Annotated in this window: 27 protein-coding genes and 1 pseudogene; 16 read left to right on the plus strand and 12 right to left on the minus strand. The window is 69.7% G+C overall.

The window, feature by feature from the left end; translation table 11 throughout:
• Positions 1-63: 63 nt before the first annotated feature.
• The 3 genes from ACMXN5_RS46230 to ACMXN5_RS46240 all read left to right on the plus strand — a co-directional run bounded on the left by ACMXN5_RS46230 (position 64) and on the right by ACMXN5_RS46240 (position 1,565).
• On the plus strand, positions 64-651 hold the full coding sequence (locus ACMXN5_RS46230; RefSeq protein WP_439680876.1) for a TetR/AcrR family transcriptional regulator: 588 nt from the start codon (positions 64-66) through the stop codon (positions 649-651).
• A 48-nt stretch (positions 652-699) separates the two neighbouring features.
• On the plus strand, positions 700-1,038 hold the full coding sequence (locus tag ACMXN5_RS46235; RefSeq protein ID WP_439680877.1) for an NIPSNAP family protein: 339 nt from the start codon (positions 700-702) through the stop codon (positions 1,036-1,038).
• A gap of 86 nt (positions 1,039-1,124) precedes the next feature.
• Positions 1,125-1,565 carry a hypothetical protein gene (locus ACMXN5_RS46240; protein WP_439680878.1) on the plus strand — a complete coding sequence of 147 codons (441 nt, stop codon included), beginning with the start codon at positions 1,125-1,127 and terminating at the stop codon, positions 1,563-1,565.
• A 205-nt stretch (positions 1,566-1,770) separates the two neighbouring features.
• Here ACMXN5_RS46240 and ACMXN5_RS46245 read toward each other — a convergent pair whose 3' ends face one another.
• Positions 1,771-2,211: a VOC family protein gene (locus ACMXN5_RS46245; protein WP_439680879.1), complete on the minus strand. Its 441-nt coding sequence runs from the start codon at positions 2,209-2,211 to the stop codon at positions 1,771-1,773.
• A 274-nt stretch (positions 2,212-2,485) separates the two neighbouring features.
• On the opposite strand from ACMXN5_RS46245, the gene ACMXN5_RS46250 reads away from it, so the two are divergent.
• From ACMXN5_RS46250 to ACMXN5_RS46275, 6 genes are all read left to right on the plus strand, one after another.
• Positions 2,486-3,100 carry a cysteine hydrolase gene (locus ACMXN5_RS46250; RefSeq protein ID WP_439680880.1) on the plus strand — a complete coding sequence of 205 codons (615 nt, stop codon included), beginning with the start codon at positions 2,486-2,488 and terminating at the stop codon, positions 3,098-3,100.
• A gap of 245 nt (positions 3,101-3,345) precedes the next feature.
• Positions 3,346-3,708 carry a peptidase inhibitor family I36 protein gene (locus ACMXN5_RS46255; RefSeq protein WP_439680881.1) on the plus strand — a complete coding sequence of 121 codons (363 nt, stop codon included), beginning with the start codon at positions 3,346-3,348 and terminating at the stop codon, positions 3,706-3,708.
• A gap of 132 nt (positions 3,709-3,840) precedes the next feature.
• Positions 3,841-5,160 (plus strand): alpha/beta hydrolase, encoded by a 1,320-nt coding sequence (locus tag ACMXN5_RS46260; protein ID WP_439680882.1) that lies wholly within the window; start codon positions 3,841-3,843, stop codon positions 5,158-5,160.
• 188 nt (positions 5,161-5,348) lie between these two features.
• Complete coding sequence (locus tag ACMXN5_RS46265) at positions 5,349-5,756, plus strand: hypothetical protein (RefSeq protein WP_439680883.1); 408 nt, start codon at positions 5,349-5,351, stop codon at positions 5,754-5,756.
• Between the two features lie 166 nt (positions 5,757-5,922).
• Positions 5,923-6,507 carry a dihydrofolate reductase family protein gene (locus ACMXN5_RS46270; protein ID WP_439680884.1) on the plus strand — a complete coding sequence of 195 codons (585 nt, stop codon included), beginning with the start codon at positions 5,923-5,925 and terminating at the stop codon, positions 6,505-6,507.
• A complete protein-coding gene (locus ACMXN5_RS46275) occupies positions 6,504-6,917 on the plus strand; it encodes a VOC family protein (protein ID WP_439680885.1) in 414 nt (137 codons plus the stop codon). The genes ACMXN5_RS46270 and ACMXN5_RS46275 overlap by 4 nt, the downstream gene beginning before the upstream one ends.
• A 433-nt stretch (positions 6,918-7,350) precedes the next feature.
• Here ACMXN5_RS46275 and ACMXN5_RS46280 read toward each other — a convergent pair whose 3' ends face one another.
• The 4 genes and pseudogenes from ACMXN5_RS46280 to ACMXN5_RS46295 all read right to left on the minus strand — a co-directional run bounded on the left by ACMXN5_RS46280 (position 7,351) and on the right by ACMXN5_RS46295 (position 9,356).
• A complete protein-coding gene (locus ACMXN5_RS46280) occupies positions 7,351-7,779 on the minus strand; it encodes a hypothetical protein (RefSeq protein ID WP_439680887.1) in 429 nt (142 codons plus the stop codon).
• 37 nt (positions 7,780-7,816) lie between these two features.
• A pseudogene (locus ACMXN5_RS46285) lies at positions 7,817-7,999 on the minus strand (LysR family transcriptional regulator); the annotation flags it as partial.
• A gap of 171 nt (positions 8,000-8,170) precedes the next feature.
• Positions 8,171-8,464 carry a hypothetical protein gene (locus tag ACMXN5_RS46290; protein ID WP_439680888.1) on the minus strand — a complete coding sequence of 98 codons (294 nt, stop codon included), beginning with the start codon at positions 8,462-8,464 and terminating at the stop codon, positions 8,171-8,173.
• Complete coding sequence (locus ACMXN5_RS46295; RefSeq protein ID WP_439680889.1) at positions 8,445-9,356, minus strand: NmrA/HSCARG family protein; 912 nt, start codon at positions 9,354-9,356, stop codon at positions 8,445-8,447. The genes ACMXN5_RS46290 and ACMXN5_RS46295 overlap by 20 nt, the downstream gene beginning before the upstream one ends.
• 122 nt (positions 9,357-9,478) lie before the next feature.
• Here ACMXN5_RS46295 and ACMXN5_RS46300 point away from each other — a divergent pair, with 122 nt between their 5' ends.
• The 3 genes from ACMXN5_RS46300 to ACMXN5_RS46310 all read left to right on the plus strand — a co-directional run bounded on the left by ACMXN5_RS46300 (position 9,479) and on the right by ACMXN5_RS46310 (position 12,092).
• Entirely contained in the window at positions 9,479-10,189 is a 711-nt protein-coding gene (locus ACMXN5_RS46300) for a TetR/AcrR family transcriptional regulator (RefSeq protein WP_439680891.1), read from the plus strand.
• Between the two features lie 138 nt (positions 10,190-10,327).
• Positions 10,328-10,594 (plus strand): hypothetical protein, encoded by a 267-nt coding sequence (locus tag ACMXN5_RS46305; protein ID WP_439680892.1) that lies wholly within the window; start codon positions 10,328-10,330, stop codon positions 10,592-10,594.
• A 502-nt stretch (positions 10,595-11,096) separates the two neighbouring features.
• Positions 11,097-12,092, plus strand: a complete 996-nt coding sequence (locus tag ACMXN5_RS46310; RefSeq protein ID WP_439680893.1) for a hypothetical protein — start codon at positions 11,097-11,099, stop codon at positions 12,090-12,092.
• 396 nt (positions 12,093-12,488) lie between these two features.
• Here the strand turns inward: ACMXN5_RS46310 and ACMXN5_RS46315 are convergent, their stop codons facing one another.
• Positions 12,489-12,683 (minus strand): hypothetical protein, encoded by a 195-nt coding sequence (locus tag ACMXN5_RS46315; RefSeq protein WP_439680895.1) that lies wholly within the window; start codon positions 12,681-12,683, stop codon positions 12,489-12,491.
• Positions 12,684-13,077: 394 nt separating this feature from the next.
• Between ACMXN5_RS46315 and ACMXN5_RS46320 the strand changes: the two genes are divergently transcribed.
• The gene (locus ACMXN5_RS46320) at positions 13,078-13,743 is read left to right on the plus strand and encodes a hypothetical protein (protein WP_439680896.1); all 666 of its coding nucleotides are present in this window, start codon (positions 13,078-13,080) and stop codon (positions 13,741-13,743) included.
• 50 nt (positions 13,744-13,793) lie between these two features.
• Here the strand turns inward: ACMXN5_RS46320 and ACMXN5_RS46325 are convergent, their stop codons facing one another.
• Positions 13,794-14,891: a hypothetical protein gene (locus ACMXN5_RS46325; protein WP_439680898.1), complete on the minus strand. Its 1,098-nt coding sequence runs from the start codon at positions 14,889-14,891 to the stop codon at positions 13,794-13,796.
• Positions 14,892-15,064: 173 nt separating this feature from the next.
• On the opposite strand from ACMXN5_RS46325, the gene ACMXN5_RS46330 reads away from it, so the two are divergent.
• Positions 15,065-15,283, plus strand: coding sequence for a hypothetical protein (locus tag ACMXN5_RS46330; RefSeq protein ID WP_439680899.1), 219 nt, complete (start codon positions 15,065-15,067; stop codon positions 15,281-15,283).
• 33 nt (positions 15,284-15,316) lie between these two features.
• On the opposite strand, the gene ACMXN5_RS46335 is transcribed toward ACMXN5_RS46330, so the two are convergent.
• Complete coding sequence (locus ACMXN5_RS46335) at positions 15,317-16,306, minus strand: ArsR/SmtB family transcription factor (protein ID WP_439680900.1); 990 nt, start codon at positions 16,304-16,306, stop codon at positions 15,317-15,319.
• Between the two features lie 168 nt (positions 16,307-16,474).
• On the opposite strand from ACMXN5_RS46335, the gene ACMXN5_RS46340 reads away from it, so the two are divergent.
• On the plus strand, positions 16,475-16,618 hold the full coding sequence (locus ACMXN5_RS46340) for a hypothetical protein (RefSeq protein WP_439680901.1): 144 nt from the start codon (positions 16,475-16,477) through the stop codon (positions 16,616-16,618).
• A gap of 346 nt (positions 16,619-16,964) precedes the next feature.
• Here ACMXN5_RS46340 and ACMXN5_RS46345 read toward each other — a convergent pair whose 3' ends face one another.
• From ACMXN5_RS46345 to ACMXN5_RS46355, 3 genes are all read right to left on the minus strand, one after another.
• Positions 16,965-17,990 (minus strand): aminotransferase class I/II-fold pyridoxal phosphate-dependent enzyme, encoded by a 1,026-nt coding sequence (locus tag ACMXN5_RS46345; RefSeq protein WP_439680902.1) that lies wholly within the window; start codon positions 17,988-17,990, stop codon positions 16,965-16,967.
• Positions 17,987-19,327: a radical SAM protein gene (locus tag ACMXN5_RS46350; RefSeq protein WP_439680903.1), complete on the minus strand. Its 1,341-nt coding sequence runs from the start codon at positions 19,325-19,327 to the stop codon at positions 17,987-17,989. Before ACMXN5_RS46350 ends, ACMXN5_RS46345 begins: the two co-directional genes overlap by 4 nt.
• Before the next feature lie 145 nt (positions 19,328-19,472).
• Positions 19,473-19,970 (minus strand): hypothetical protein, encoded by a 498-nt coding sequence (locus ACMXN5_RS46355; RefSeq protein WP_439680904.1) that lies wholly within the window; start codon positions 19,968-19,970, stop codon positions 19,473-19,475.
• A 117-nt stretch (positions 19,971-20,087) separates the two neighbouring features.
• On the opposite strand from ACMXN5_RS46355, the gene ACMXN5_RS46360 reads away from it, so the two are divergent.
• On the plus strand, positions 20,088-21,128 hold the full coding sequence (locus ACMXN5_RS46360; protein WP_439680905.1) for a YihY/virulence factor BrkB family protein: 1,041 nt from the start codon (positions 20,088-20,090) through the stop codon (positions 21,126-21,128).
• Between the two features lie 281 nt (positions 21,129-21,409).
• On the opposite strand, the gene ACMXN5_RS46365 is transcribed toward ACMXN5_RS46360, so the two are convergent.
• Positions 21,410-21,976, minus strand: a complete 567-nt coding sequence (locus tag ACMXN5_RS46365; protein WP_439680906.1) for a dihydrofolate reductase family protein — start codon at positions 21,974-21,976, stop codon at positions 21,410-21,412.
• Position 21,977: the final 1 nt, after the last annotated feature.

Here is a 21,977-nt window from a genome sequence, read left to right on the forward strand (position 1 = left end):
GACGGGACTTGGTCTCATCACCGTAGCACCAGTGACGGGACCAAGTCCCGTACGATGTCCTCCATGGCCCGATGGCAACCCAATGCATCCGAGCGACTCGTCGTCGCCGCCCTGGAACTGTTCGAGGAGCGGGGCTACGAGAACACCACGGTGATCGAGATCGCGGAGCGCGCCGGGCTCACGAAGAGCACCTTCTTCCGGCACTTCCCGGACAAGCGGGAGGTGCTCTTCGGCGGGGGCGCCATGACCGCATTGCTCGTCGACGGGATCGACGCGGCGCCGGCCGGCGTCGGACCGCTCGAAGCGGTGGCGCATGCTCTGGACATGATCGGGGCGCAGGTCTTCACGCCCGATCGTCGCGAGTTCGGCGCCCGGAGGTCGGCGGTGATCGCCGCCAACCCGGAACTGCGCGAACGCGAAGCGTTGAAGGGGCTCGGCCTCACCGCGTCGATGATCGACGCACTCGGGCGCCGCGGCGTGCCCGACCTGACCGCCCGCGTGGCCGCGGAACTGGGCGCACTCGCCTGGAAGATCGCCTACGAGCGCTGGGCGGACCCGGCCGACGACGACACCTTCGGCGAACTCGCACGACGAACACTCGCCGAGGTGCGGGCGTCGCTCGTCGCCTGCGGTGGATCGGCTCCGGAATGATCCGGCACGAGCCGTGATGGAATCCCCGAGGCGGGGAACAGTACGCAGATGATCACTTGCGTCGTCCACTACACGATCGATCCCGGCAAGATCGAGGCGTTCGAACGCTTCGGGCGTTGTTGGATGGAACTGGTGGGTCGTCACGGCGGGACCCATCACGGCTACTTCCTGCCCGCCGAGGGGGCGAGCGACCGGGCCCTGGCCCTGTTCAGCTTCCCCGGCCTGGCCGCCTACGAGCGCTATCGCGAACTGTTCGGCGTGGACCCCGACTTCGTGGCGGCGGACCGCATTCGCGACGAGAGCGGTTGCGTCGTGCGCTACGAGCGCACGTTCATGCGGCCACTGCTGCCGGAGGACGTCGCTCCCGAAACCGCGTCGCGGGATTGACCGAATCGGACGTCGGGGCCTGCCTCCGAGGCTCTGCCGAGGTCCTGGTGTGCCGGGATGGCCGCTGGGCAGGCTAGTTTGCTCGAATGAGTCTTCTTGATGACGTGGCCGAGCGCGACGGTTGGCGCTGCTGGGTGTGCGACGAACCGGTCGATCCCGACAAATCGGTGAACGATGCGCAGGGGCCCAGCGTCGACAGTCGGACCGCCGACCGGAAGGCCAAGGTCACCGAGCGACTCGCGCACCGCGGGTGCAACAGCCGCAAGGGTGCGGTCAAGGTGGCCATCGCCTGGCCGGAGCGCCTGTACGTGGTCGAACCCGCGCCGTTGATCGCCGTCGCGGCGAGGCTGGAGCGCAAGGGGGGCCGCGAGATCGTGGGCCGCTGTCCGACCGAGCGCGACGCCCGGGAGGCGGCGGACTGGCTGGTGGACCGGTTCTCCCGCCTGGTACCGGGCCTGCCGGTGACCGCCGACGTCGAGGCGGGAGGCGGCCAGTTCCTGGTCGTCCTGACCACCGGCCGCCGCTGACCGGGTACGGGCTCGCATCGGCCGCGCCACCGACCGCCTCGGCGGTCCTCGCCACGACACGGGCGGCCCGACCCGCTCAATCGCATCCCCATCCGCCGCATCCATCGGTGGCACGGCCACTTGCGGAATTCCAGACGTCGGAGGCGAACTCGGCATCGTGAGTCCCGACGCTCGAAGATCGGCTGCGTGGTTCGGGTCCGGGTGTTCAGTGCAGTTGTTCGGCCAAGCCGACGATGATGCCCTCTGGGCCGCGGACGTAGCAGAGCAGGTAGCTGTTCTCGAATCGGGCGATCTCGCCGACGAGTTCGGCGCCGTGGGGGCGCAGGCGGGCAACGGTGTCCTCGAGGTCGTCGACGGCGTACATGACGCGGTGCGTGCCCAGGATGTTGTGCGGTCGGTTGCGCGGCCCGGCGCTGATCGGCGCGGGGCTGTGGTACTTCGCCAGTTCGAGCCGGCTGTGCCCGTCCGGGGTCCGGAGCATCGCGATGTCGCAGTGGACGCCGTCGAGTCCGGTACAGCGGTCGGCGAACCCGCCCTCGACCTCGCCCCTGCCCTCCAGTTCCATACCGAGTTCCACGAAGAACGCGATGGCGGCGTCCATGTCCTCGACGACGATGCCGACGTTGTCCATCCGCTGAATCGCCATGCCGATTTCTCCTTTGTCTCTCGCGCGGCCGGTGCCGGCCGGGCTGCTGATGTTCCCGGGACGGAGCCGATGACACGTTCTCGACATCCGTGGGCCGCCGAACCCCATGGGATTCGGATCGCGCCTCGGCACGGTCACGGCGGACCGGATCGGTGAGTCGTTCGAACGCCACCCGACCGGCCCATCGCCGAGGTTGTCGTTGTGCCGGTGTTCCGCGTCCGTGTCCGGCAGACTGGCCGGTGCCGTTGACGGTCCAGGCCACGAAGGAGCCGCCATGTCCGAGACCCTCCGCCTCGATCCGGCGAAGACCGCGCTCGTCCTGATCGAGTACCAGAACGACTTCACCAGCGAGGGCGGGGCCCTCAACGGCGCCGTCGCCGCGGTGATGGCGAAGACCGGCATGCTCGCGAACACCGTGGCCCTGGTCGAGGCCGCCCGCGCCGCAGGCGTCACCATCATGCACGCGCCCATCACCTTCGCCGCCGGCTACGGCGAACTGTCCCGTCACCCGTACGGCATCCTCAAGGGAGTCGTGGACGGCTCGGCCTTCGTCAAGAACACCTGGGGGGCCGCGATCGTCGATGAACTCGCGCCGTCCGAAGGGGACATCGTAATCGAGGGCAAACGCGGCCTGGACACCTTCGCGAGCACGAACCTCGACTTCATCCTGCGGAGCAAGGGGATCGAGACGATCATTCTCGGTGGCTTCCTCACCAACTGCTGTGTCGAGTCGACGATGCGCACCGGGTACGAGAACGGCTTCCGCGTCATCACCCTGTCGGACTGCGTCGCCGCCACATCCCAGGAGGAGCACGAGAACGCGATCACCTACGACTACCCCATGTTCTCGCTGCCCATGACGTCGGCCGAGGTCATCGCCCGCCTCTGACGAGACACCGCACCCGCGACAGAGCGCGGCGGGCCCCGATCCACCACTCGTGCGACGCTCCCGGCGGTCGACGAGCATCCTTTCGGGTGATCGTGGGCTCGGCCTCGCTCGGAATCGAACGCGGATGCATACGATCCTCACGTCGGCCGCCCCGGGCCACCGACGTCGCGGGTAGGCGGTCGGGACCAAAGGGGATTTCGTCGGCGCCTTCGGGGATTCCCGTCCGCGTGAAAGGAAGTGCCACCATGACCTCCAGGACGCGCGCCGCCGCAACGGCCGCCGCATTGCTGGTCGGAGCCGTCGCGATCGCCGCCTCCCCGGCGACGGCGAGCACGGCTTGGCCGTGTGGTGACGGGAAGTTCTGCATCTACTACGGAGCGAACGGGACCGGCGCGCACTACGAACTCGAGGACGGCGCCTCCGACCTGAGTGTCCTGTCAGGCGGGCTCAACGACCACGTTTGGTCGGTCCGGAACAACACCAAGGACGACTGGTGCCTGTTCCGCGACGCCGGGCACAGGAACAAGATCCTCAACATCCTCGACGGCCAGACCATCAACCTGCAGTCGCCGCAGCGGGACCAGGTGAGCTCCACCCGCCGCTGCTGACCCCACCACCCGGAAGCGGCACGCCGAGGGCGTCCCGGATCTGCGCTGCAACCCTTCGCTTCCCATTCACGTATGCCTTTGAGATCACCGGAGTCGTCGAGACGCCCGGTGTGCGAAGACATGGAGGAATACATGGGGATTCGGGACTTCCGGCGAGCAACGATCGGAAGTGGTTGGGCCCGAACGTGCCTGGCCGCAGCGGCCGTTGCGGCGCTGCTCGTGGTGCCGGCGCCGGCCGAGGCGGCGGCGGCGTCGGGCGGGGTCCAAGCCGGCTCGCACCGGGTCGCGTCGGTGCGGTACAACCTCGGCGACCGGGCCTTCGTGCCGCCGCCGGTCGAGGCGGGCCAGTACGAGGGGGCGAACGAGCTTGCCGGAGTGGTCCATTACCCGACCGACCTGGCACGCGGGCGCTTCCCGCTCGTGGTGATCCAGCACGGCCTGTGGGACACCTGCGCCGACCGCCCGGCCTCCGTCGACCTCGCGGCGGCGCTCAAGGCCAGGGACGCGGCCATGGCGGCCGGCGACACCGTCGAGGCCGAGCGGCAGCAGAAGTTGGCCGACACCGCCGGCGACAGGTTGCGCGGTTGGCCGTGTGCGCCCGGCATCGAACAAATCTCCAGCAAGAACGGATACGACTACCTCGCCCGGGACTTGGCCGCGCAAGGCTTCGTGGTGGTGTCGATCGGTACCAACGGCATCAACGCGACGTCGTTCGGGCAGGCGCCCACGGTGTACCACGCCCGAGCCGCCCTGCTCAACCGGCATCTGGCCATGTGGCAGCAGCTGTCCGCGACCGGCGGCGGCGAACTCGCGCACCGCTTCACCGATCCGCGCGACGGCAGGCCCCGCCGGGTCGACTTTCGCGGACGCGTGGACATGGCGAACGTCGGTACGGTGGGCCACTCCATGGGCGGCGGCGGGGTCATGCAGCAGGCCGCCGACCTCCGCCGGGGCGACTGGCCGGCGGGGGTGACGGTGAAGGGCGTGTTCGCCTTGGCGCCGACCAGCAACTGGGACAACGAGCCGGTCACCCACGTCCCGTTCGCGGTGATGTGGGGGACGTGCGACGCGGTGCGGGGCGGCAACTACTTCGAGTGGAACGCCGGACGGAACACCGTCCCGATCCACAAATTCACCGTACACGGGGCCAATCACGCCTTCTTCAACACCCAGTGGTCGCCGAGCAGCGGCCAGGTCAGTGCGCAGGACGATGCGGTACCGGGCGGCAAGCCCGGTACGTGCCTCTCCCAGGACGACCGCAACCTGGACGAGGTGTCGCTGACCGAGCCCACGCAACGGACTCTCACGACCGCGTACGCCTCGGCGTTCTTCCGCCGCTACCTCCACGGCGAGACCGGGTTCGACCCGATCCTGTCCGGCACGCGGCGCCCGCCGGGCGTACCGGCCGACGTCGTCGATACCCGGGTCGACCACCCGCTCCCGACCGGCTGAGCACACGCGCCTGACGGGCCGCGCCGCATCGGCCCGTCAGGTCCCGGCCGATCCCGGTCGATCCGGGCCGATCCGGGCCGATCCGAGCCGATCCCGGTCGAGGAGGGGAACGCCGGCAACAGCGCGGCGCCGTAAGTCCGTCCAGATCGGCGCGTTCCAGGGCGTCGGTGTGGGCCGGGATCAGCGGGATGGCGTCGGCGGTCGGGTTGCTTTTCGGCGGGCTGGTTCCGCTGGTGATGATGGGGGCCGGGCTGGGGCTGCTGTACGCGGGTGTGCAAACCGCCGTGAACGCGGGAGTGCCGGAGGACCAGGCCGGACTGGCCGCAGCCCTGATCACCGCCTCCTTCCAACTCGGTTCGGCGCTTGGCCTGGCCGCGTTCAGCGCGATCGCGACCAGCCGCACCAACCAGCTCCTCGCCGCCCACGCCTCGCCCGCGGAGGCACTCACCGCCGGATTCCAGCGGGCCCTGCTCATCGGCGCCCTCTGCCTCGTGGCAGCCGAAGCCATCGCGCTACGCGCCTCCAACACCCGCGGCGAACCCGCCACGACACCGGATACCCGACACAACCCGGAACCGTCCTACGACCCCGCGTGACACAGCACGACGAAACCCGGGACGGCGGGCGTGCAACGCCGTCCCGGGATCGTCTTCGACTGCCGCTCCGGAATCGCCTTGGCGGCGGGGCGATGAGTTTGCCCGCCGCCCGAAGTCTTCCCCTGTGACATTCCCATCCTGTTCGTGGAGGAGAGATGAGGCCGGAATGAGCAACCCGATTCGGCTGTACATGTCGATGTCGCTCGACGGCTACATCGCCGGTCCGGACGATCGACCGGGCCAGGAACTCGGACGCGGCGGTGGACGCCTGTTCGACTGGCTCGACGACCGGGAATCCGACGGTCCCAGCGGACAGGTCTACCGCGAGGCGCTCGCGACCGGCGCGGTGATCTCCGGCCGCCGGACCTTCGAACTCGCCGGGCGTTGGCAGGGCGACCATCACGACGGCGTGCCGATCTTCGTCCTCACCCACCATGCGGACGAAGGGGACGTGCCACCGGGCCACGCACGATTCGTCACCGACGTCGACGACTGCGCGCGTCGGGCTCGCGAGGCCGCCGGGGACCGGCCGGTCATGGTCCATGGGGCGGGCGCGGCCCAGGCGCTCCTGCGAGCCGGGCACATCGACGAGATGGAGATCCACCTGGTCCAGGTCCTCCTCGGGGACGGCCGACGACTGTTCGAACACCTGGGTGGTGATCGCATCGAACTCGACCTCGTCCGACGACTGGACGATCGAGACGTCACGCACCTGCGCTACCGGGTGCGCCGATCCGAGGAGGCCGCGTGAAGACGCTCTTCGTTTCGTACCGTGTCACCGACCTGGACCACTCGCTCGGCTTCTACACCGCGCTGGGCTACGTCGAACTGGGCAGGGTCCAGGCCGGCGACGCGGGTCACCTCGCGATTCTCGCCTTCCCCGGCGAACCGGCGGCCTCGCTCGAACTGGTCCACCGCCCCGACGGCGGACCCGTCGACGTGGGCACCGGTTTCGACCACCTCGCGATCCAGGTCGACACACTGGCCGCCACCCTGGAGCGGCTGACCGACGCCGGCCTGGAGCCGGGACCGGTCCAGTACCCGGGAGGTCCCCGCGGCCCGAAGACATCGTGGCTCACCGACCCGGACGGCTACCGCATCGAACTGGTGGAGTGGCCCCCCGACCACCCCGCCGGCATCACCGCCGCGGACTTCTCCTGAGCCGACGCCCGAACAGAATCGAGCAGCTCCCCCTCGGCGCGATCGGGCCTGCACGGAGTGGGCAACGACACCCCTACGTGCTGCGCGGCGAGCGGCGGTAAGGCCGTTGGGATCCAGGAGGTCAACGGCTCCGGTCCCCACAGCGGGAAAGATCGTGCCGGGCCAGTCCGGAACGTGTACCGCGCCGCGTGGCTTGGCCACACGTGCGAGAGGCTCTCCGACGATGCGTCGAGCCTGGATCTCACGGAGTGCTTCGTTCCCGATCGACCTCATTTCCGCAGGAGATTCGCACTCCCGCTCGTCGATGACGAAAGCCGCGAGCATGAATCCGTCCGCAGTCCTTCTGCGGAAGGTCGAGATCATGACGAACTTCGAGCCTGCCTCCTCGGCCATGGGTACCTCCTGGGAGTCTCGTCCCGAACTGCGGATCGGATCAGATATCCGCAGTGAGGTTGAACGGCAAGGGGTGCCCGCAGGTACGGCCGATGTGAGCGGCCGGGACCTCCCGGCCCGTCAAGGAAAGCGTCGATCTGCCGGAACTCCGTTTATCCGCAGACCAGTACGAGGCCGAGGCCCGGCGCGCCGGAGCCGACCTCGATGGGGAGTGGCCGGGGGGAAACCGTCGCGCGGCGGTCGGATCGACCGCGACCAGCCCGGGAGCCGGCACGCCGGTCCCCGGGAACAGGGATAGCGCACCGGCCTCCCGGTCCAACCAGTCCTCGGCGTGTTCCACATCGACGAAGGTCCGCAGCACCAGGTGGCGGGTGGTTCCGCTTCGCGTGCCGACGGTCAGCTTCCGCATCTCGGCGGTCAGGCCGCCGTACAGCACCTCGGTTCCGACAATGTGCTCACCGACCTCCAAGTGCCGGCTCACCCAAGCCGGGCCAACGGTCGGACACGTGGTCCAGGCCGGTCAGGTCGTCGAACGGTGCGTACCGCAGGGCGACGTCGGCGCCGCCGTCGGGGACGTGATCGGCGCGGTCGGGGGCTCCGCCGAAGAGGATGTCCACCTGCCGGGCGTCGGGCCGGCCGGCGTAGGCGGCCGGGATACCGGACAGGAGGTTCGCGTCACCGCCGGGTTTGTCCCCGGGGCGGCCCTGCGGGCCGGGCGGCGCCGGTCGGTCGTGCGCGACCTGCCGGCGGATGCCGGCCCATGCAGCGAGGACGGCCGTCGTGGGAATCGCCCGCCCCCACGACGGTCGGTCCCCGCCGGTTCAACCGGTGTGGGGGGCATCGCCGATGCCCGACCCTGCTCAGGCGGCCGGGTGATCGGACGGTTCCGGGATCGGGAAGTGGACGCCGGTCAGGTCTTCCGACAGCTGCCACAGGCGGCGTCCGGTGTCGGCGTCCGACGCCGCGCGGGCCAGGGATACGCGGGTCGGTGCGCCGCGGAGTTCGGCGAAGCCGTCGGGGCCGATGAAGTCGCCGCCGCGGACATCGGGCGAGGTGGCCGCGTACAGCAGCGCGGTCGAGGCCTGAGGCTTCGGGCGGCGGCCGGGCGTCGCCCGTCCCCCCTCGCCCGTTTGCTCAGTCGCGTCGGCCTGCACCGGCGTCTGGCTGTGTCAGCAGGCGGGCCCTGCCGAAGCGGTCGAGCCAGGTGCGGAAGTCCATGATGCCTGGATGGGCTTGACGCAGCGGGGCGAGGTCGGTGTCGTAGAAGGTGGCGTTCGCCCAGGTGAAGACCTTCGCGGCCTCGGGGGCGTGCGCCCACAGGACATCGACCGGGATCCGGGTGTGCGGGACGGGACGGCCGACCGCCGCGCCGAGCTCCGCGGCGATCTGCGGGGCGGTGAGCCGGTCGCCGGTGAGGTCGACGGCCCGGCCCAGGTAGGTGTCCGGGTCGGCGAAGGCCAAGGCGGCGAAGGCGCCGATGTCGTCGATGGCGATGAGCTGCATGACCAGGTCGTCGTGCCACGGGACGTTCAGTGAGCCGTTCTGGAAGAACCGCGCGGGGCTGGTGAAGTCCTCCATGAACCCGGCGGGGCGGAGGATCGTCGCGGGTATGCCCAGTGCGCGGATGTGCTCCTCGATCCGCCACTTCTCGATCTGCCCCCAACCCCGCTCCAGATAGAAGCGGTTCTGGCTCTCCGCGCCGCCGACCGACGAGAACACCAGGTGCCGCACGCCTGCGGCCTTCGCGGCGTCCGCGACGTTGATGCCCTGGTCGAGTTCGTTGTCGTTCGCGGCCTGGACGCTGTAGAGCCCGTACGCACCGCGCGCCGCCTCCTCGATGGAGGCGCGGTCGTCCAGGTCGCCGCGGACCAGCTCGGCCCCGGCGGCGGCCAGTGCGCGAGCCGCCGGCGTGGTGTCGTCCCGGACGAGGGCGCGGACATGCCAGCCGCCCGCGAGCAGGTGGCGGGAAGTGGCGCCGCCCTGATTCCCGGTTGCGCCGGTGACCAGGACCGTCTTGCCGCGCGAGGGCTTGGAGGGGGTGTTCATGTCTCGGCTCCTGCCGTGTTGGTGATGCCGCTTGGTTGTGACGGTATGACGAAAATCGAAAGTTAGTCAATCATCACAAGTGTCGTTTGACGATTTCTCGAATCCAGTCATAAACTCGGGGGGTGAGTGCCCATCCCGAACGACTCCGCGACCCGCATCAGCGCACCGAACGGGCCGCGCGGATCCTCGACGTCGCGGCGGATCTGCTGGCGCGCCACGGCTACCGGCGGGTGACCATGGACGACGTGGCCGCCGACGCCGGCATCGGCAAGGGCACCGTCTACCTGCACTGGAAGACCCGCGAGCAGCTGTTCGGCGCGGTCTTCGCGCGAGAGGTACTCCGCGCGGTGGAGAACCTGCGGGAAGCGCTCCAGCGGGACCCGCACACCTGCCTGCTGCACAACTTCGCCCGCGTGTACTTCCTGGCGATCATGGACCGTCCGCTGCTGCGCGGACTGCTCCTGGGCGACCCCCACCTGCTCGGCAAGCTGGCCGGCTCGCCCGACACGGCCCGCGACGACCGGCATGCCGCGACGGCGCGCGGCTACCTCACGCTGCTCGCCGAGCACGGCCTGCTCCGCGACGATCTGAGCGTGGACGAGATCGGCTACGCCTACCAGGCGACCTTCGAAGGCTTCCTGCGTGCCGAGGGCTCGACCCCGACGGGCGGCCCGGAGCAGCGCGCCGAACTGCTGGCGCGGACCATCCGACACGCCTTCGAGAACGAGCCGCCCCCGGACCTCCCGTTCCAAGATCTCGCCGCCACCACCAACGCACTGCTCGGCGACCTGATCACCGCAGACCGCACCGCTTTCGACCTACCCGAGACCTGAACACACCCGATTGGAGGGAGTGCTCCCAGCGGCCTGCACGTTTCCCCGCGCCGCGTTCGTGCCGGATGTCGTCTGGGTGCAACTTGCCGACGGATTGCCGGATCACGTGACCGACAGGCCGAGGCGGTCATCGGCCTGATGCTGCCCGGCCTGCGCACACACTGGAACGACGACCCGGAGCCGGGCGACGCCTTCCGCTCCCGGTTGTGGATCGGGGACGACGCACTGACCTCCTGGGCCACGGTCGATTACGACGGCCGCCGGCTCGACACCTTCCGTCTCCGTCAACACGGGCTGCGACGCCTGTGGGACGAGGTCGTCGCGGCCTGGTCCTGGTGGACGAACACGGCTGGCCGACCTTCGACCTGTTCGGCCTCGACCTCCGTGCCGACGGCACCCAGGTAGTCCTCGACCTCGGCCACCTGCGCGCACAACGCGAACCGGCCCGCATCCTCGATGAGCCGGACCTTGCGCAGGCCGGGAGAGCGCCGCGTGTATCGAGTGGAGGCATTTCGGCAATCGCCTGGGCACGGCGCCGTCATGGAAGCCGTCGTGTGTTGGGAATGTCGGCGGGACGGTGAACTGCGTGATGCCGAGTGTGCCCGTGCGCGGTAGCCGGTGAGGACCCGGCCGCCGTCTCGTGTTTGCCGACTCCCGCCTGCCCGGCTCTGCGGTCGATCGGTGCTCGGCAACGTTCGGGTTTGGGTGCCGGGGAGGTGTTCGTTTCCCTACGCTCTCCGGCATGCAGACGTGGTTATCGCACGCGAGGATGTCGTTGGTCGTCGCCGTGTTGGGTGCGGCAGTGTCGGTCGGAGGCTGCAGCGGCGACTCGGATTCGCGCGGGAAGCCGGCGATCCCCGGGGAGCGGACCGGCCCATCACCCGGCGGAACGGCCAAGGACAGCGGCGTGGACGGTGCGAACCTGGCCACCGCCGATGCGTTGATCGTGTTCGAGTGCGGTCTCGGCGAGTTGGGTTCGGAAACCGGATTCAAACTGTCGGCGTGGTCCGCGCGAGACGGTCGCCGATTGGCCGCAGTCCAGGTGCCTCTGCCCGACAAGGCGGAATTGGCATGGGGGTGCGGGTCGGGCGGAAACGCCTCGTCGGTGCGGCAGATGTTCGATCGGGATCTGACCACCGTCGCCGTCGCGCTGCCCGTGGGCAATGGAACCGGCGCGCGTGCCGGCGCAGTGAACCTGACCACCGGGGCGGTGGTCGGCCCGACACCCGCCGATGAAGGCTTCGGCCGCACGCCCAGGGAGGGCGATGCGCTCATCCATCCCCGGACCGGGGACCTCTGGTACGTCGACGCGGTCGCTCACAAGGTGATGTCGCGGCCGCTGACGGCCGCAGCGCCCACCACCGATCACGGGCCGGGCCAGGGCTCCGGTCTGGTCCTGACCGGGAACACCCACTGGATGCCGTCCTTCGTCGGCTCGTCCGGCTTCGCGGCCAACCCCTCGGGCACGTACGCGGCGTTCACGACGTTCAACGAGACCCTTCTGCAACCCGGGCAGGCACCCGAGTCGGCCGCGCGCGCCTTCGACCGGAGCAACGTTCCGGGGACGACGTATCTGCCCGGCGACAAGCCCGCCCCGATGTGCGGGCCGCAACTGTGGCTCGACGACCACCGGTTGATCTGTCGTACTGCCGACAACCTGGCCCTGGTGACCTTCGCCGACGACTACTCCGCCGTCGCGTCCACACGTGACCTGCTTCCGGCGAACGACCGCCGACCCGTTCACCCGGTGGTCTCGCGCGACGGCGCCTCCATCGCGTTCCTCGCGACCCAGGGCGACCGGCAATCGTTGTACACACAAGACCTCGCCCCGGGAGCGACCCCACGCAAGGTCATCGACCTGCCGCCCGGATCACGCAACCGCTACCTGATCGAATGGCGTTGAGAGCCACCGTGCCTGTCGACGGCCGGCGAAGCGCACCGCCGGTCGGTCGCGGACGGGCGCCGGTGTCGTGCCGACCGGCGCCCGTCCACGACCCGCTTACGGCCCGGCTGCGGGGCACAGCCCGCACGACACGCCGAGCGGCGAATGTGTGGACCCCACAACCGGGCACCCGGCCACCCTGGCACCGATCCGGGCCCGGTGTCCGAGGTTCACCCGAAACAGACGCCGGCCCTACGGCGGTGCACCGATGTTCGCCGGTTCCCGTCGGCCTCGGGGGATGGGCCGATGCGGTACGGCGCACCCCCGCCGATGGGGGTGCGCCGTACCGCCGCACGGCCGAGGTGCCCCGGGGCGACGTTCGGGCGGACCGAGGTCCGCCCCGAGGGTGTTGCTCGGCTAGCCCGCGAAGCCGAAGGCGCGGTCGGCGTCGCCGACGAAGAAGAATTCGCCTTGACCGTGGTGACCTTCGCCGAACGCGACGACGGTCGCGGACTCCTGGCCGCCGAAGGCGTCGGCCTGGGCGGTGCCGGCCCCGACGATCGCGGTGATCCCGGTCAGGACGACGGCCGCGACGACAGTACGAATACGCATGATCTCTCCCAAGGTTCGTGCTCGAATCTCGAGGCACGATCACATCAGACAAATCCCTCCGAACTATGACATTGACCCAATCGGGGGCGATGTCGCGCGCCGCGAAGTGCCGGCGCGGGCCGTGCCGCACCTACGTCGACGCCATGACCACGGTTGAGACGGACGAGTACACCGGCTGCACCCCGAACCGGCTCCTGGACGCGCCCACGTCCCGGGAGCGTCCGTCGTCCCGCACCCGGGCCAGAGGTCACCTGACCGGCGGGACCGGAGCGCCGGTCCGATGCCCGCTTCCACTCGGGGCGCTGCGAGCAGGCCGAGCACTGCCGCCGGACCGGCCATACACTCGACCAACGGTCGAGTGGCAGAGCGGGAGCAGTAGTTGGGGAAGCAGGAGATGCGACGCAAGGTATACGCGCCGCTGCGGAGGGCGGGCCTGAAGGTGCTTGAGGGCGGGGCTCCGGAGACCGCACTGCCGGCGTTCGTGGTGGGCATGGCGATCAGCTGCGGCCCCGGGACGGGCCGGCGGGACGCCTACTTCGACCACGACACCCCGAACCTCATCGAGCACGCCAACCAGGCCTGGTACGAACTGGCCATGTCCTCCGGTCTCTTCGACACCGACCGCGAGTTCCTGCTCGCCCTGCCCGCCAACCTCCACAGCGCGAAGACGGCCTGCCGACACCGGCGTTCCGTCTGGCGTCGGGTCCGTCTGCTCGACGTGTGGGACATCATGGGCGCCGCTTGCGCGATCCGCCCGGGCATGAGCGAGCGCGGCCACCCCGAGCACCTGCTCGGCTCGGGCGCCGGACGCCCGGAGTTCGCGATGCTCTCCTTGGACGGCACCGTCGCCGTGTTCGGGACGACCTCGGAGACGGGCATCGGCTCCCTCACGGTGCCCAACCCGGGCGATACCGAGCCCGTACACCGAGGGCTCGACTGGGCGGCGACCAGGGTGTGGGACCCCCGCGAGGAGTGGTTCATGGGGGCACCCCGCACGGAGCGGGACGAAGCGCTCGCATGGCTGCGGCACCGGGAGCCGACCATGGCGAATCAGGCGTGAGAACTCGTCGTAGTGTTGGGAAGCCGACCGAGAACATCAACCGAGGCGGATCACCGGCGGCGCCGCTGGGTGTCCTGGTTCGCGGCCCAGGTTCGCAGCCGGGTTGCGGCCTCTTCCCGTGACAGGGGGCCGTGTTCGAGATGCAGATCCTGTAGATGGCGAGTGGCGGCACCGATCAGTGGGCCCGGAGGTATACCGAGCAGCGCCATGATCGCCTTGCCGTCCAGAGCCACCGGGACGTTCGGGAGTCTCCTGGATTTCTCGAACTCCGCTGCGGCGCGCGCGGTTCTCTCATCCTCCGCCGACCGCGCCCGCTGCCACTCGTCGTATGTCGCCGCCCATTGGGCGGCGCGTCCGGCCGATCGCCAGCCGTGTGTGTCCTGCTCGCGACCGAGCCCCACCTCCAGGAACAGATCATGGTGGTCCGCGCCCTCGATGCCGGCCGGAACGACATCGAGCAGGGCGAGTGCGGCGTTGATCGGCCAGTCCTCCCGTGGACCGGTGAAGTCCCGGGTATGGACCGGACCCCACACCCTCGCGCCGTTTCGCCACACCGCGGCAATCTGGTATCCGTCTCCTCCGTGGAAGTCCGCCTCCACGCAGGCGATCGGCCCGCTGCGCGACCAGTGGCCCAGGGTCCGCTCAAGAGCCGCGGACATCACCGTGCGTGGTCGACCGGGCCCGGCGCCGTCCCGACCGGTGGGATCGGCCGGCTCCTCGAAGAGTCGTTCGGTGACGGGCATCAGCCCCAACCACCGTCGGAGCGGGGCGACAACCGCTTCCCCGATCCCGGCGGTCCGGTTCCTGGGCAGGTCGAAACTCCCGACGACGGCGCTGAGTTCGTACGGCATTCCCGCAGGGTAGCCGCACCCGCACCGCCGCCCCGAGGTGCCGAAGACCCGGATCGAGCCGGCCGTGGTCATGCGGATGCCCCGGTTCGCGCGGGTGTGGGGCAGGGTCCAGGCGATCACGAACAGGACCGCGGCCGCCCAGATCACGAACTCCATGAAGCCCCCGACGTCCCGGAGCACGAGCGCGACGAACTCGCAGACCACGAGCGGCACACCGATCACCGACGAGAGCATCGGTGCCAACCACCACGTCTCGTGCGGAACATCGAGCACCGGCACATTCTCGTCGTCGTTCATGAGCCCGTCCCATCGTCCACGCGCCGCCGGGCGCGTCCGAGAACGCGCCCGGCGCGAAAACTCACATCGAACTCACACGCTCCTGCTCCGGCCGGGGTCGACGAGGACGCCCGAGGACCCGAGTCCGCGCAGCCTATGGGCCTGTGGCGCGCGCGGCCGGCACCGATGTCGGAGTGACGCTCACCGGACGGCATTCGCGGCCCGGCCGGGCCCGCCTGCACCGCGCGCTCCTCGACTCCGGCGTCATGCCCGCGGCCTGGTCACCGCCGTTCGAGGCGGTGGATCGCACCACGATCGAGGTCGACCCGGCGGTCGCGGACGCCGCGGAGAAGGCATTGCACGCCCACGGCCTGTACCCCACCGTGATCACCGGTGACGGACTCGGCGGATAGGCCGGCCGTCCACCGGCCCACTCTCCTCGGCCGTCACTCGTCGATCGCCGTCAGCCTCTCCCGCCGGTACACCACGTGCTTGCCGTCGCGCCGTCGATCGACCAACCCCGCGCGATACAGCAGTTGCAGGTGATGCGACGCGGTCGAGCGCGCCACGCCCAGCCGGGCGGCGACCTCGGCGGTCGTGGCACCACCCGTCGTCTCGGCCAGGATCAGCGCACGCGTTTCCCCCATCACCTCACCGAGTCCCGTCGCGGCCGGCTTGCGGCCCCGCTGATCGCGCCCCGTGCGCCGATCGGGCCTGGCCGGATAGTGAATGATCGGGCTGCGCCGATCGGGAGATCCCGGCGGATCGATGGCGAACCGTGTGCGATGGAACCACGGTGAGGGTTGGAAGATCAGGCGCGGCTCGGCGAGACGGGCCCCACGCGGATGCGGATACCGCAACCCGATGTCGATCCCACCCCCGTTCCAGACCACACACGCGTCGAGATTGTCGATCGCGGCCACGAGCCCCGCGCCTGCCGCCGCACGTGCCCGGGAGGCGATGTCGGCCTCCAGACGGTCGCGGATGCGCGGCCAATCGGGCGCGAGGACGATCCGGAACAGCCGGGCGAGCTGATCCGCGGCGGTCTGCATCAGGTCCGCTTCACCCTGTTCCGTCGCGCGGGCGAGCCTGCCCGGTAACTTCCCCCCACCGGAGATGATGGCGATCTCATGCCGGATCCGATCGGTTCCGGTGGCGGTGATCGCGTGCAACTCCTCGTCCAGGTCACCGATGTGCGCCGCCGGCAGCGGACGCAGGAAGTCCGGACAGTAGCCGTGCGCACCCGGGGCCCCGAGCGTGGCGAGCGTACCGAACCCGCCCCCGGTCAGCGCCGCCACGGCCCGCTCCCGGATCCCGCGCGGCACACCGGCCGGGTACTCGTGCAGGGCCATGAGCAGGTCGGCGGTGACGGTGACGGGCGAGATGGCGAAGCGGCTGCGCGCCAGGGCGTCCGCCGACAGGTCGATGCGAATCATGACACCTCTTCCGGGTCGTCGAGGGGCAAGTGTCGATAGCTGTCGAATCGTTGGCCACCGCCGACGCCGGCGGCGCACCATCTCCTCGAACGGGCTCTCTCGAAGGCGGCACGGCCGATACCCACCCGGTGTCGACGTGATCGTGCCGCCGGCAACGGAAGGACAGTCATGAATCCTCGTCGATGGATCGGGTGCGCCATCCTCGCCGTCGTCGTGGCCGGGGCCTGCGCCACCGCCTCCCCGAGAGCGGCGACGATCGAGCACGGGTCCGCCCACACGATCGCCGCCACCGCCATCGAGTACGGCCTGTAGGCGCCACCGCGGTTCGGCCGCTGTGCCTCGGCGGGCAGTCGCCCCGACGGGCGGCACGGTCGGCCACGCAACTCCGCCCCGCACGCGTTTACTTCCACGCCCGCCCCCGCCCCCGCACGGTCCCCGCCCGCGTTCGATGCCACGGTACCGGCGCGCTCGGGACGACGCCGATCCTTCGGACCGACATCGCAAATCCTTTGCCCCACAAGGCGCGGGGGTGCACACCGCACCAGGTCCAGCACGTGAGCACATCAGCGGACGCCCGGTGCATGTCCCGCGCGGACCCGCACCGGGGCGTCGGGGTCGAAGTCCGCATCCTCGTCTACGGCCGGGTCCGCCTATGGTTTCAACGTGTCCCCGCCGGCGTCGGGCCGAAGGTGTCCGCAAGGCTGGTCAGGATGGAGCCGGACCAAGCGCTCTCCCCGAACACGCCGACCGGCACGGCGAGCACGCCGTACTCGCGCCGAAGCGTCTCCGCCGGCATGTCGACGGGGAAGAAGTAGTTGCCGGGACAGGTCCGGCTCGCCGGAGGAATCGCCCCGAGTACCTCGTCCGGCAGCCGTTCGAACAACCGCTCGGCGCGTGCGGCCAGTTCGTCGACGACGAGCCGGGGTACGTCGCTGTGCTCGGTCAGCAAACGGTCGGCGAGCCTCAACTGTGCCGGCGTCGGCGGATCCGCCCGGAACGCCTCGGCCGCTTCGGCCGACTCGGCGTGCGCCGAACCCAGGAGGACCACGCCGAACGTCCGCGGCCACAACCATCCCTTGGTGACCGAATGCAGCAGGACCGCACGGCCGGTGTCCAACAACCGCCGTGTACCGGCGGCGAACGGGACGCCCAGGTCGTAGACGCTGTCGATCAGCAGCCGGCGGCGCGGTGACACCTGCAACCACGAGATCACCGCCGCGCACTCGGCATCGGACAGGTATCGACCCAGCGGCTTGCTGGGGTTGGCGAGCAGCAGGTATTCGGGCCGGTCGTCCGCCGGTGACTCCGGCAGAACCGGCGCCGGTAGCGTCGGGTAGGACTCGGGCGCCAGCCCCGCGGCGCGGGCCAGCTCGAAGTAGACCGGATACACGTCGCCGGGCAGCCACAACCGCGCCCGCACGGCGCGCAGCCGGTGGAACACCACACCGAGCCCGTGCCGGACCCCTCGACAGACCATGGCGTGGCGGGACCACTCCTCCGGCAGCTCGAAGCGCCGCAGCCAGGCACGGGCGAGATCGCACCGATGCACCTTGCCCGTGTCGGTCGGCGGGTCCGGTCGCAGCGGAGCGAGCGCCCGGTACACGTTGGTCTCGGCGGCGTCCAACAGCGGTGAGGAAGCGCGGAGTTGCCGCTGCCGGAAGTCCTGGAACACGTCGAACCTCATGCCGTCGCACCTTCCGCCACGATCTCACTGGCCCGGTCTTCCAGGGAGGCGTAGCAGCGTCCGTCGGCCATGACGTTCCAACTGCGTGCGATCCCGTTGGTGCGTTCCCAGAGCAGGCTGGGTTCGGTGTACGCGGCGATCCGCATCGGCCGTCCGTCCCAGCTGCCGTGGTAGACCGGCGCGCCCCAGGGCAGGCCGCTCGCCGGTTCGAGGCCGTGCCGCTCGGCGAACCGGGTGACGACGGACAGCGAAACCTGGTGCTCTCGGCTCCAGATGTTGGCGGCGCGGTCGAAGTAGAGCGACTCGGTGCTGGTGGATACGTAGAGCTCCTTGAAGCAGACCTCGTCGACACCGAGAGCCGCGGCCCATGAAAGGTAGTCGGCGACGTCGGCCTCGTCGGCGACGCCGCCGTGTTGGAGCACGCAGATCAGTCTCATCCGCAGCCCCGGCCAACGGTCGCGCCCCCCGCGCCAGGTGTCGATCACGGAACTCACCGGCGTACGCAGCATCATCAGCCGCTCGTTGACGGTGTCGTCCTGATGGTGTCGGGAGACCGCCAACACGCTCAGGCCCGCCGCGCGCAGGGCCGCGAGACGGTCGGCCCGGTCGGCGTGCGGGCCCTTCGCCAGGGTGTGTGCGTTGGTGATCAGGACCACCTTCGGGAAGGCCGCCGAGCAGGCGGATATCAGTCGCAGCTGCTGTTCGAACGGTATGAGCGTGGGTTCGCCGCCGCCGGTGATCACCGCACGTTCGGCACCCGCCGTACGGGCGCGCTCCAGCCAGTGCTCGACCGCGTCCCACGGGACCCGTGCCGGCGCCTGATCGCTGGAGATCGACGCCGAGGAGAAGCAGAACGAACACCGGGCTTGGCAGGCGGAGGCGACCGGCAGAACCGAAACCGAGCGCGGTCGTATGTCGGCGTAGCGACGCAGTGCCGAACCGTGCAGGTGTAGGGATGCCGCCATCGCATCCTCGACGGTCGTCGCACGCAGGGTGAACTCGTCGCCCGCCTGGTCGAGTTCGTGGACCGCCGACAACCGGATGCGAGCCTCGTGCAGTTCCGTGCCGAGGCCGGTCGACACGTTGGGTACCAATGTGTCGGGGTCCACCGTGGTTTCCAGCACCAGCAGCCGATCGCCCGGAATGGCCAGACGGTCCAGCAGACCTCGCGCCTTGCCGATGCCGATGCCCAACTCCGTACGGGTCAACAGGTGGAATCGGTCGGGATAAGTGCTCTCCGGAATTCCCGCCTTGCCGTAGGCGAACGCGTACTTGTCGAAGCCCTTCGCGAAGTTCGACAAGACGATGACGTGGAAGCGCTGGTCGCTATGGTTCATCCGGTCATCATGCATGAACGGGGCAGAGTGACCCGGGTGGATTTTTTTACCGCCGCACCGGCGGACATCTCCTGACCGATCGTGGCGGCGGCACGGCGGTGTGCGAACCGCCGCGTCGACGATCCGCGTGCTCGGTCCGCCGGGTCTACGGGTAGCCGAAGTAGCGGTCCCACCACGTGGGCGGCCATCGCTTGTCCTTGCGCAGGGTCGCCGGTCCGTCGTACGGGGTGTGGAGCAGTTCCTCCGACACCACCACGTACCCGGTGTCGAGCAGGGCGCGTTCCGCGGTCGTGAGGTCTCCGGCGTCCAGCGCGCCTTCGTGGCGCGCTTCGTCCGTGCCGAGGTACGCGCCGGGGTTGTCCGCCGCGACCATCGCGAGCGAGCCGAAGTTGCTGACCGACACCACGATCCGCGTTCCGCACACCGTCACCTCGCTCGGGACGACGACACGCGCGTACTCGACCGTGTTGCCGTGATAGCACTCCACCGGGCAGCGGGTCGCGAAATCCGCCTCCAACCGCGAGACCAGCCGGTCGAGCATCACCGCGATCCCATGTTCGTCATACTCCTGCGGCACACACGGGTGTTCGCCGTCGTCGAGCCGACGCAGGAGCGCGATCACATCGGCATCATCGTTCACCATGCCCCTCATCCTGCCGCCGCCGGGCATCCATCCGCCGCCGTGGGTCGCCGCTACCCTTCCGACAGGATGGGGCGTCGAACCGGGCATGAGGTGGGCCGGGGCGGAAATCCGTCGGATATGACACGCGCATCGCGACACGGACGCCAAGGGGACGACGCCGATCGTGCGATCGAGGTGGGTCCCTCCGAGCAGGTCGAGGAACGAGAGCCCGCCGAGCCCACCGAGTTGTCCAAACGCGCCTGGTGGGCGGTGCTGCGCGGTACGGTCAAGGAGTTCAAGGACGACGAACTCTCGGACCGGGCCGCGGCCTTGACCTACTACAGCGTCATGGCGCTGTTCCCCGGCCTGCTGGTGATGGTCTCCCTCCTGGGTGTCGCCGGTGAGTCCGCCACCGAGCAGGTGCTGGACAATCTGCACACCTGGGCGCCGAGTTCGGTACGTGACGTGATCAGCGACGCGGTGCGGCAGTTGCGCAACGACGGCGGCCTGGGTTCGCTGCTGGCGGTGGTGGGCCTGGTGGTCGCCGTGTGGTCCGCGTCCGGCTATGTCGCCGCGTTCATCCGGGCCTCCAACGCCGTCTACGACATGCCCGAGGGCCGGCCGGTGTGGAAGATCCTTCCGCTGCGGGTCGGTCTGACCGTCGCACTGATGCTGTTGGCGTGTGCGAGTGCGTTGATCGTGGTCTTCACCGGTGCCCTGGCTCGGCACGTGGGTACCGCGCTTGGTGTCGGCGACGGCACGCTGGCGGTGTGGTCGATCGTGAAGTGGCCGATCCTGGTGGTGGTCGTGATGATGATGATCGCGATCCTGTACTGGGCCGCGCCCAACGCCGCCGGTCGCGGCTTCGTGTGGGTAACCCCTGGCAGCCTCGTGGCCCTGGCGATCTGGATGGTCGCCTCCGCCGGTTTCGCCTTCTACGTCGCGAACTTCGCCTCGTACAACAAGACGTACGGAACGCTCGCGGGCGTGATCATCTTCCTGGTGTGGTTGTGGATCACCAATCTCGCGGTCCTGCTCGGCCTCGAGTTCGACGCCGAACTCGCCCGGCGACGCGCGATCGCCGGCGGGATGCCCGAGGGTCGGGAGCCTTACGTCCGTCCGAGGGACACCCGCAAGTGGACCGCCGAGGACCGCCGCCGCCTGGAGGGGACGTCCTGAGGCCGGCGGGTATCGGGCGGCGTCGCCGGGCAATCATCGTGTGTCGTCGACCGCACCCGAGGCCGCGAACCGGTCCGTGCCGGCCCGACCATATACCGGTGGTGGACACAATCCGGTCCGATTTCTCGCGCTCGGATATCTCAACGGCCCTTTTCCGTGCGAGCCATGTCGTTAGAGAACGGCGGAACCCCGTGTTCTCAAACGACATGGCAATCGGCCGGCTCGCGCCCGTCTCGCTCGCCATCTGCATGGCGACAAGACAAGCGCGTGGGTGGTGCTGCTCAGCGCTTCGTCTCGTACCTGGTCAGAATCACGTCGCCGGGCATCGTCCGCGTCTCCACCAGCTTCAGGTTCACCCAGCTGTCCAGCGCGGCGAAGAAGGGCGTGCCGCCGCCCACCAGGACCGGATGGGCGGCGATCATGTACTCGTCGATCAGCCCGGCCCGCATGGCCGCTCCGGCGAGCGTTGCGCCGCCGATGGTCATCGGGCCGCCGTCCTCGGCCTTGAGCCGGGTGATCTCGGCGATCGCGTCGCCGGTGACCAGGCGGGTGTTCCAGTCGACCTCTTTGATCGTCGAGGAGAACACCACCTTCGGCGTGTCCCGCCAGTTCCGCGCGAACTCGATCTCCGCCGGGGTGGCGCCGGCCTGCTGGTCGCCGGTCGGCCAGTAGGAGCTCATCGCTTCCCACAGCTTGCGCCCGTACAGCGACAGATCACTCGCCTGCTCATGATCGAGCCACCACTGGAACAGCTCGTCGCTCGGCGGTCCGCTCCAGCCGATGTCGTCGCCGGCCGCGGCGATGTAGCCGTCCAGGGTCAGGTTCATGCCGTAGATCAGTTTCCGCATG

This window comes from Embleya australiensis, from assembly GCF_051903075.1.
In the GTDB taxonomy this organism is placed as follows: Bacteria; Actinomycetota; Actinomycetes; order Streptomycetales; family Streptomycetaceae; genus Embleya.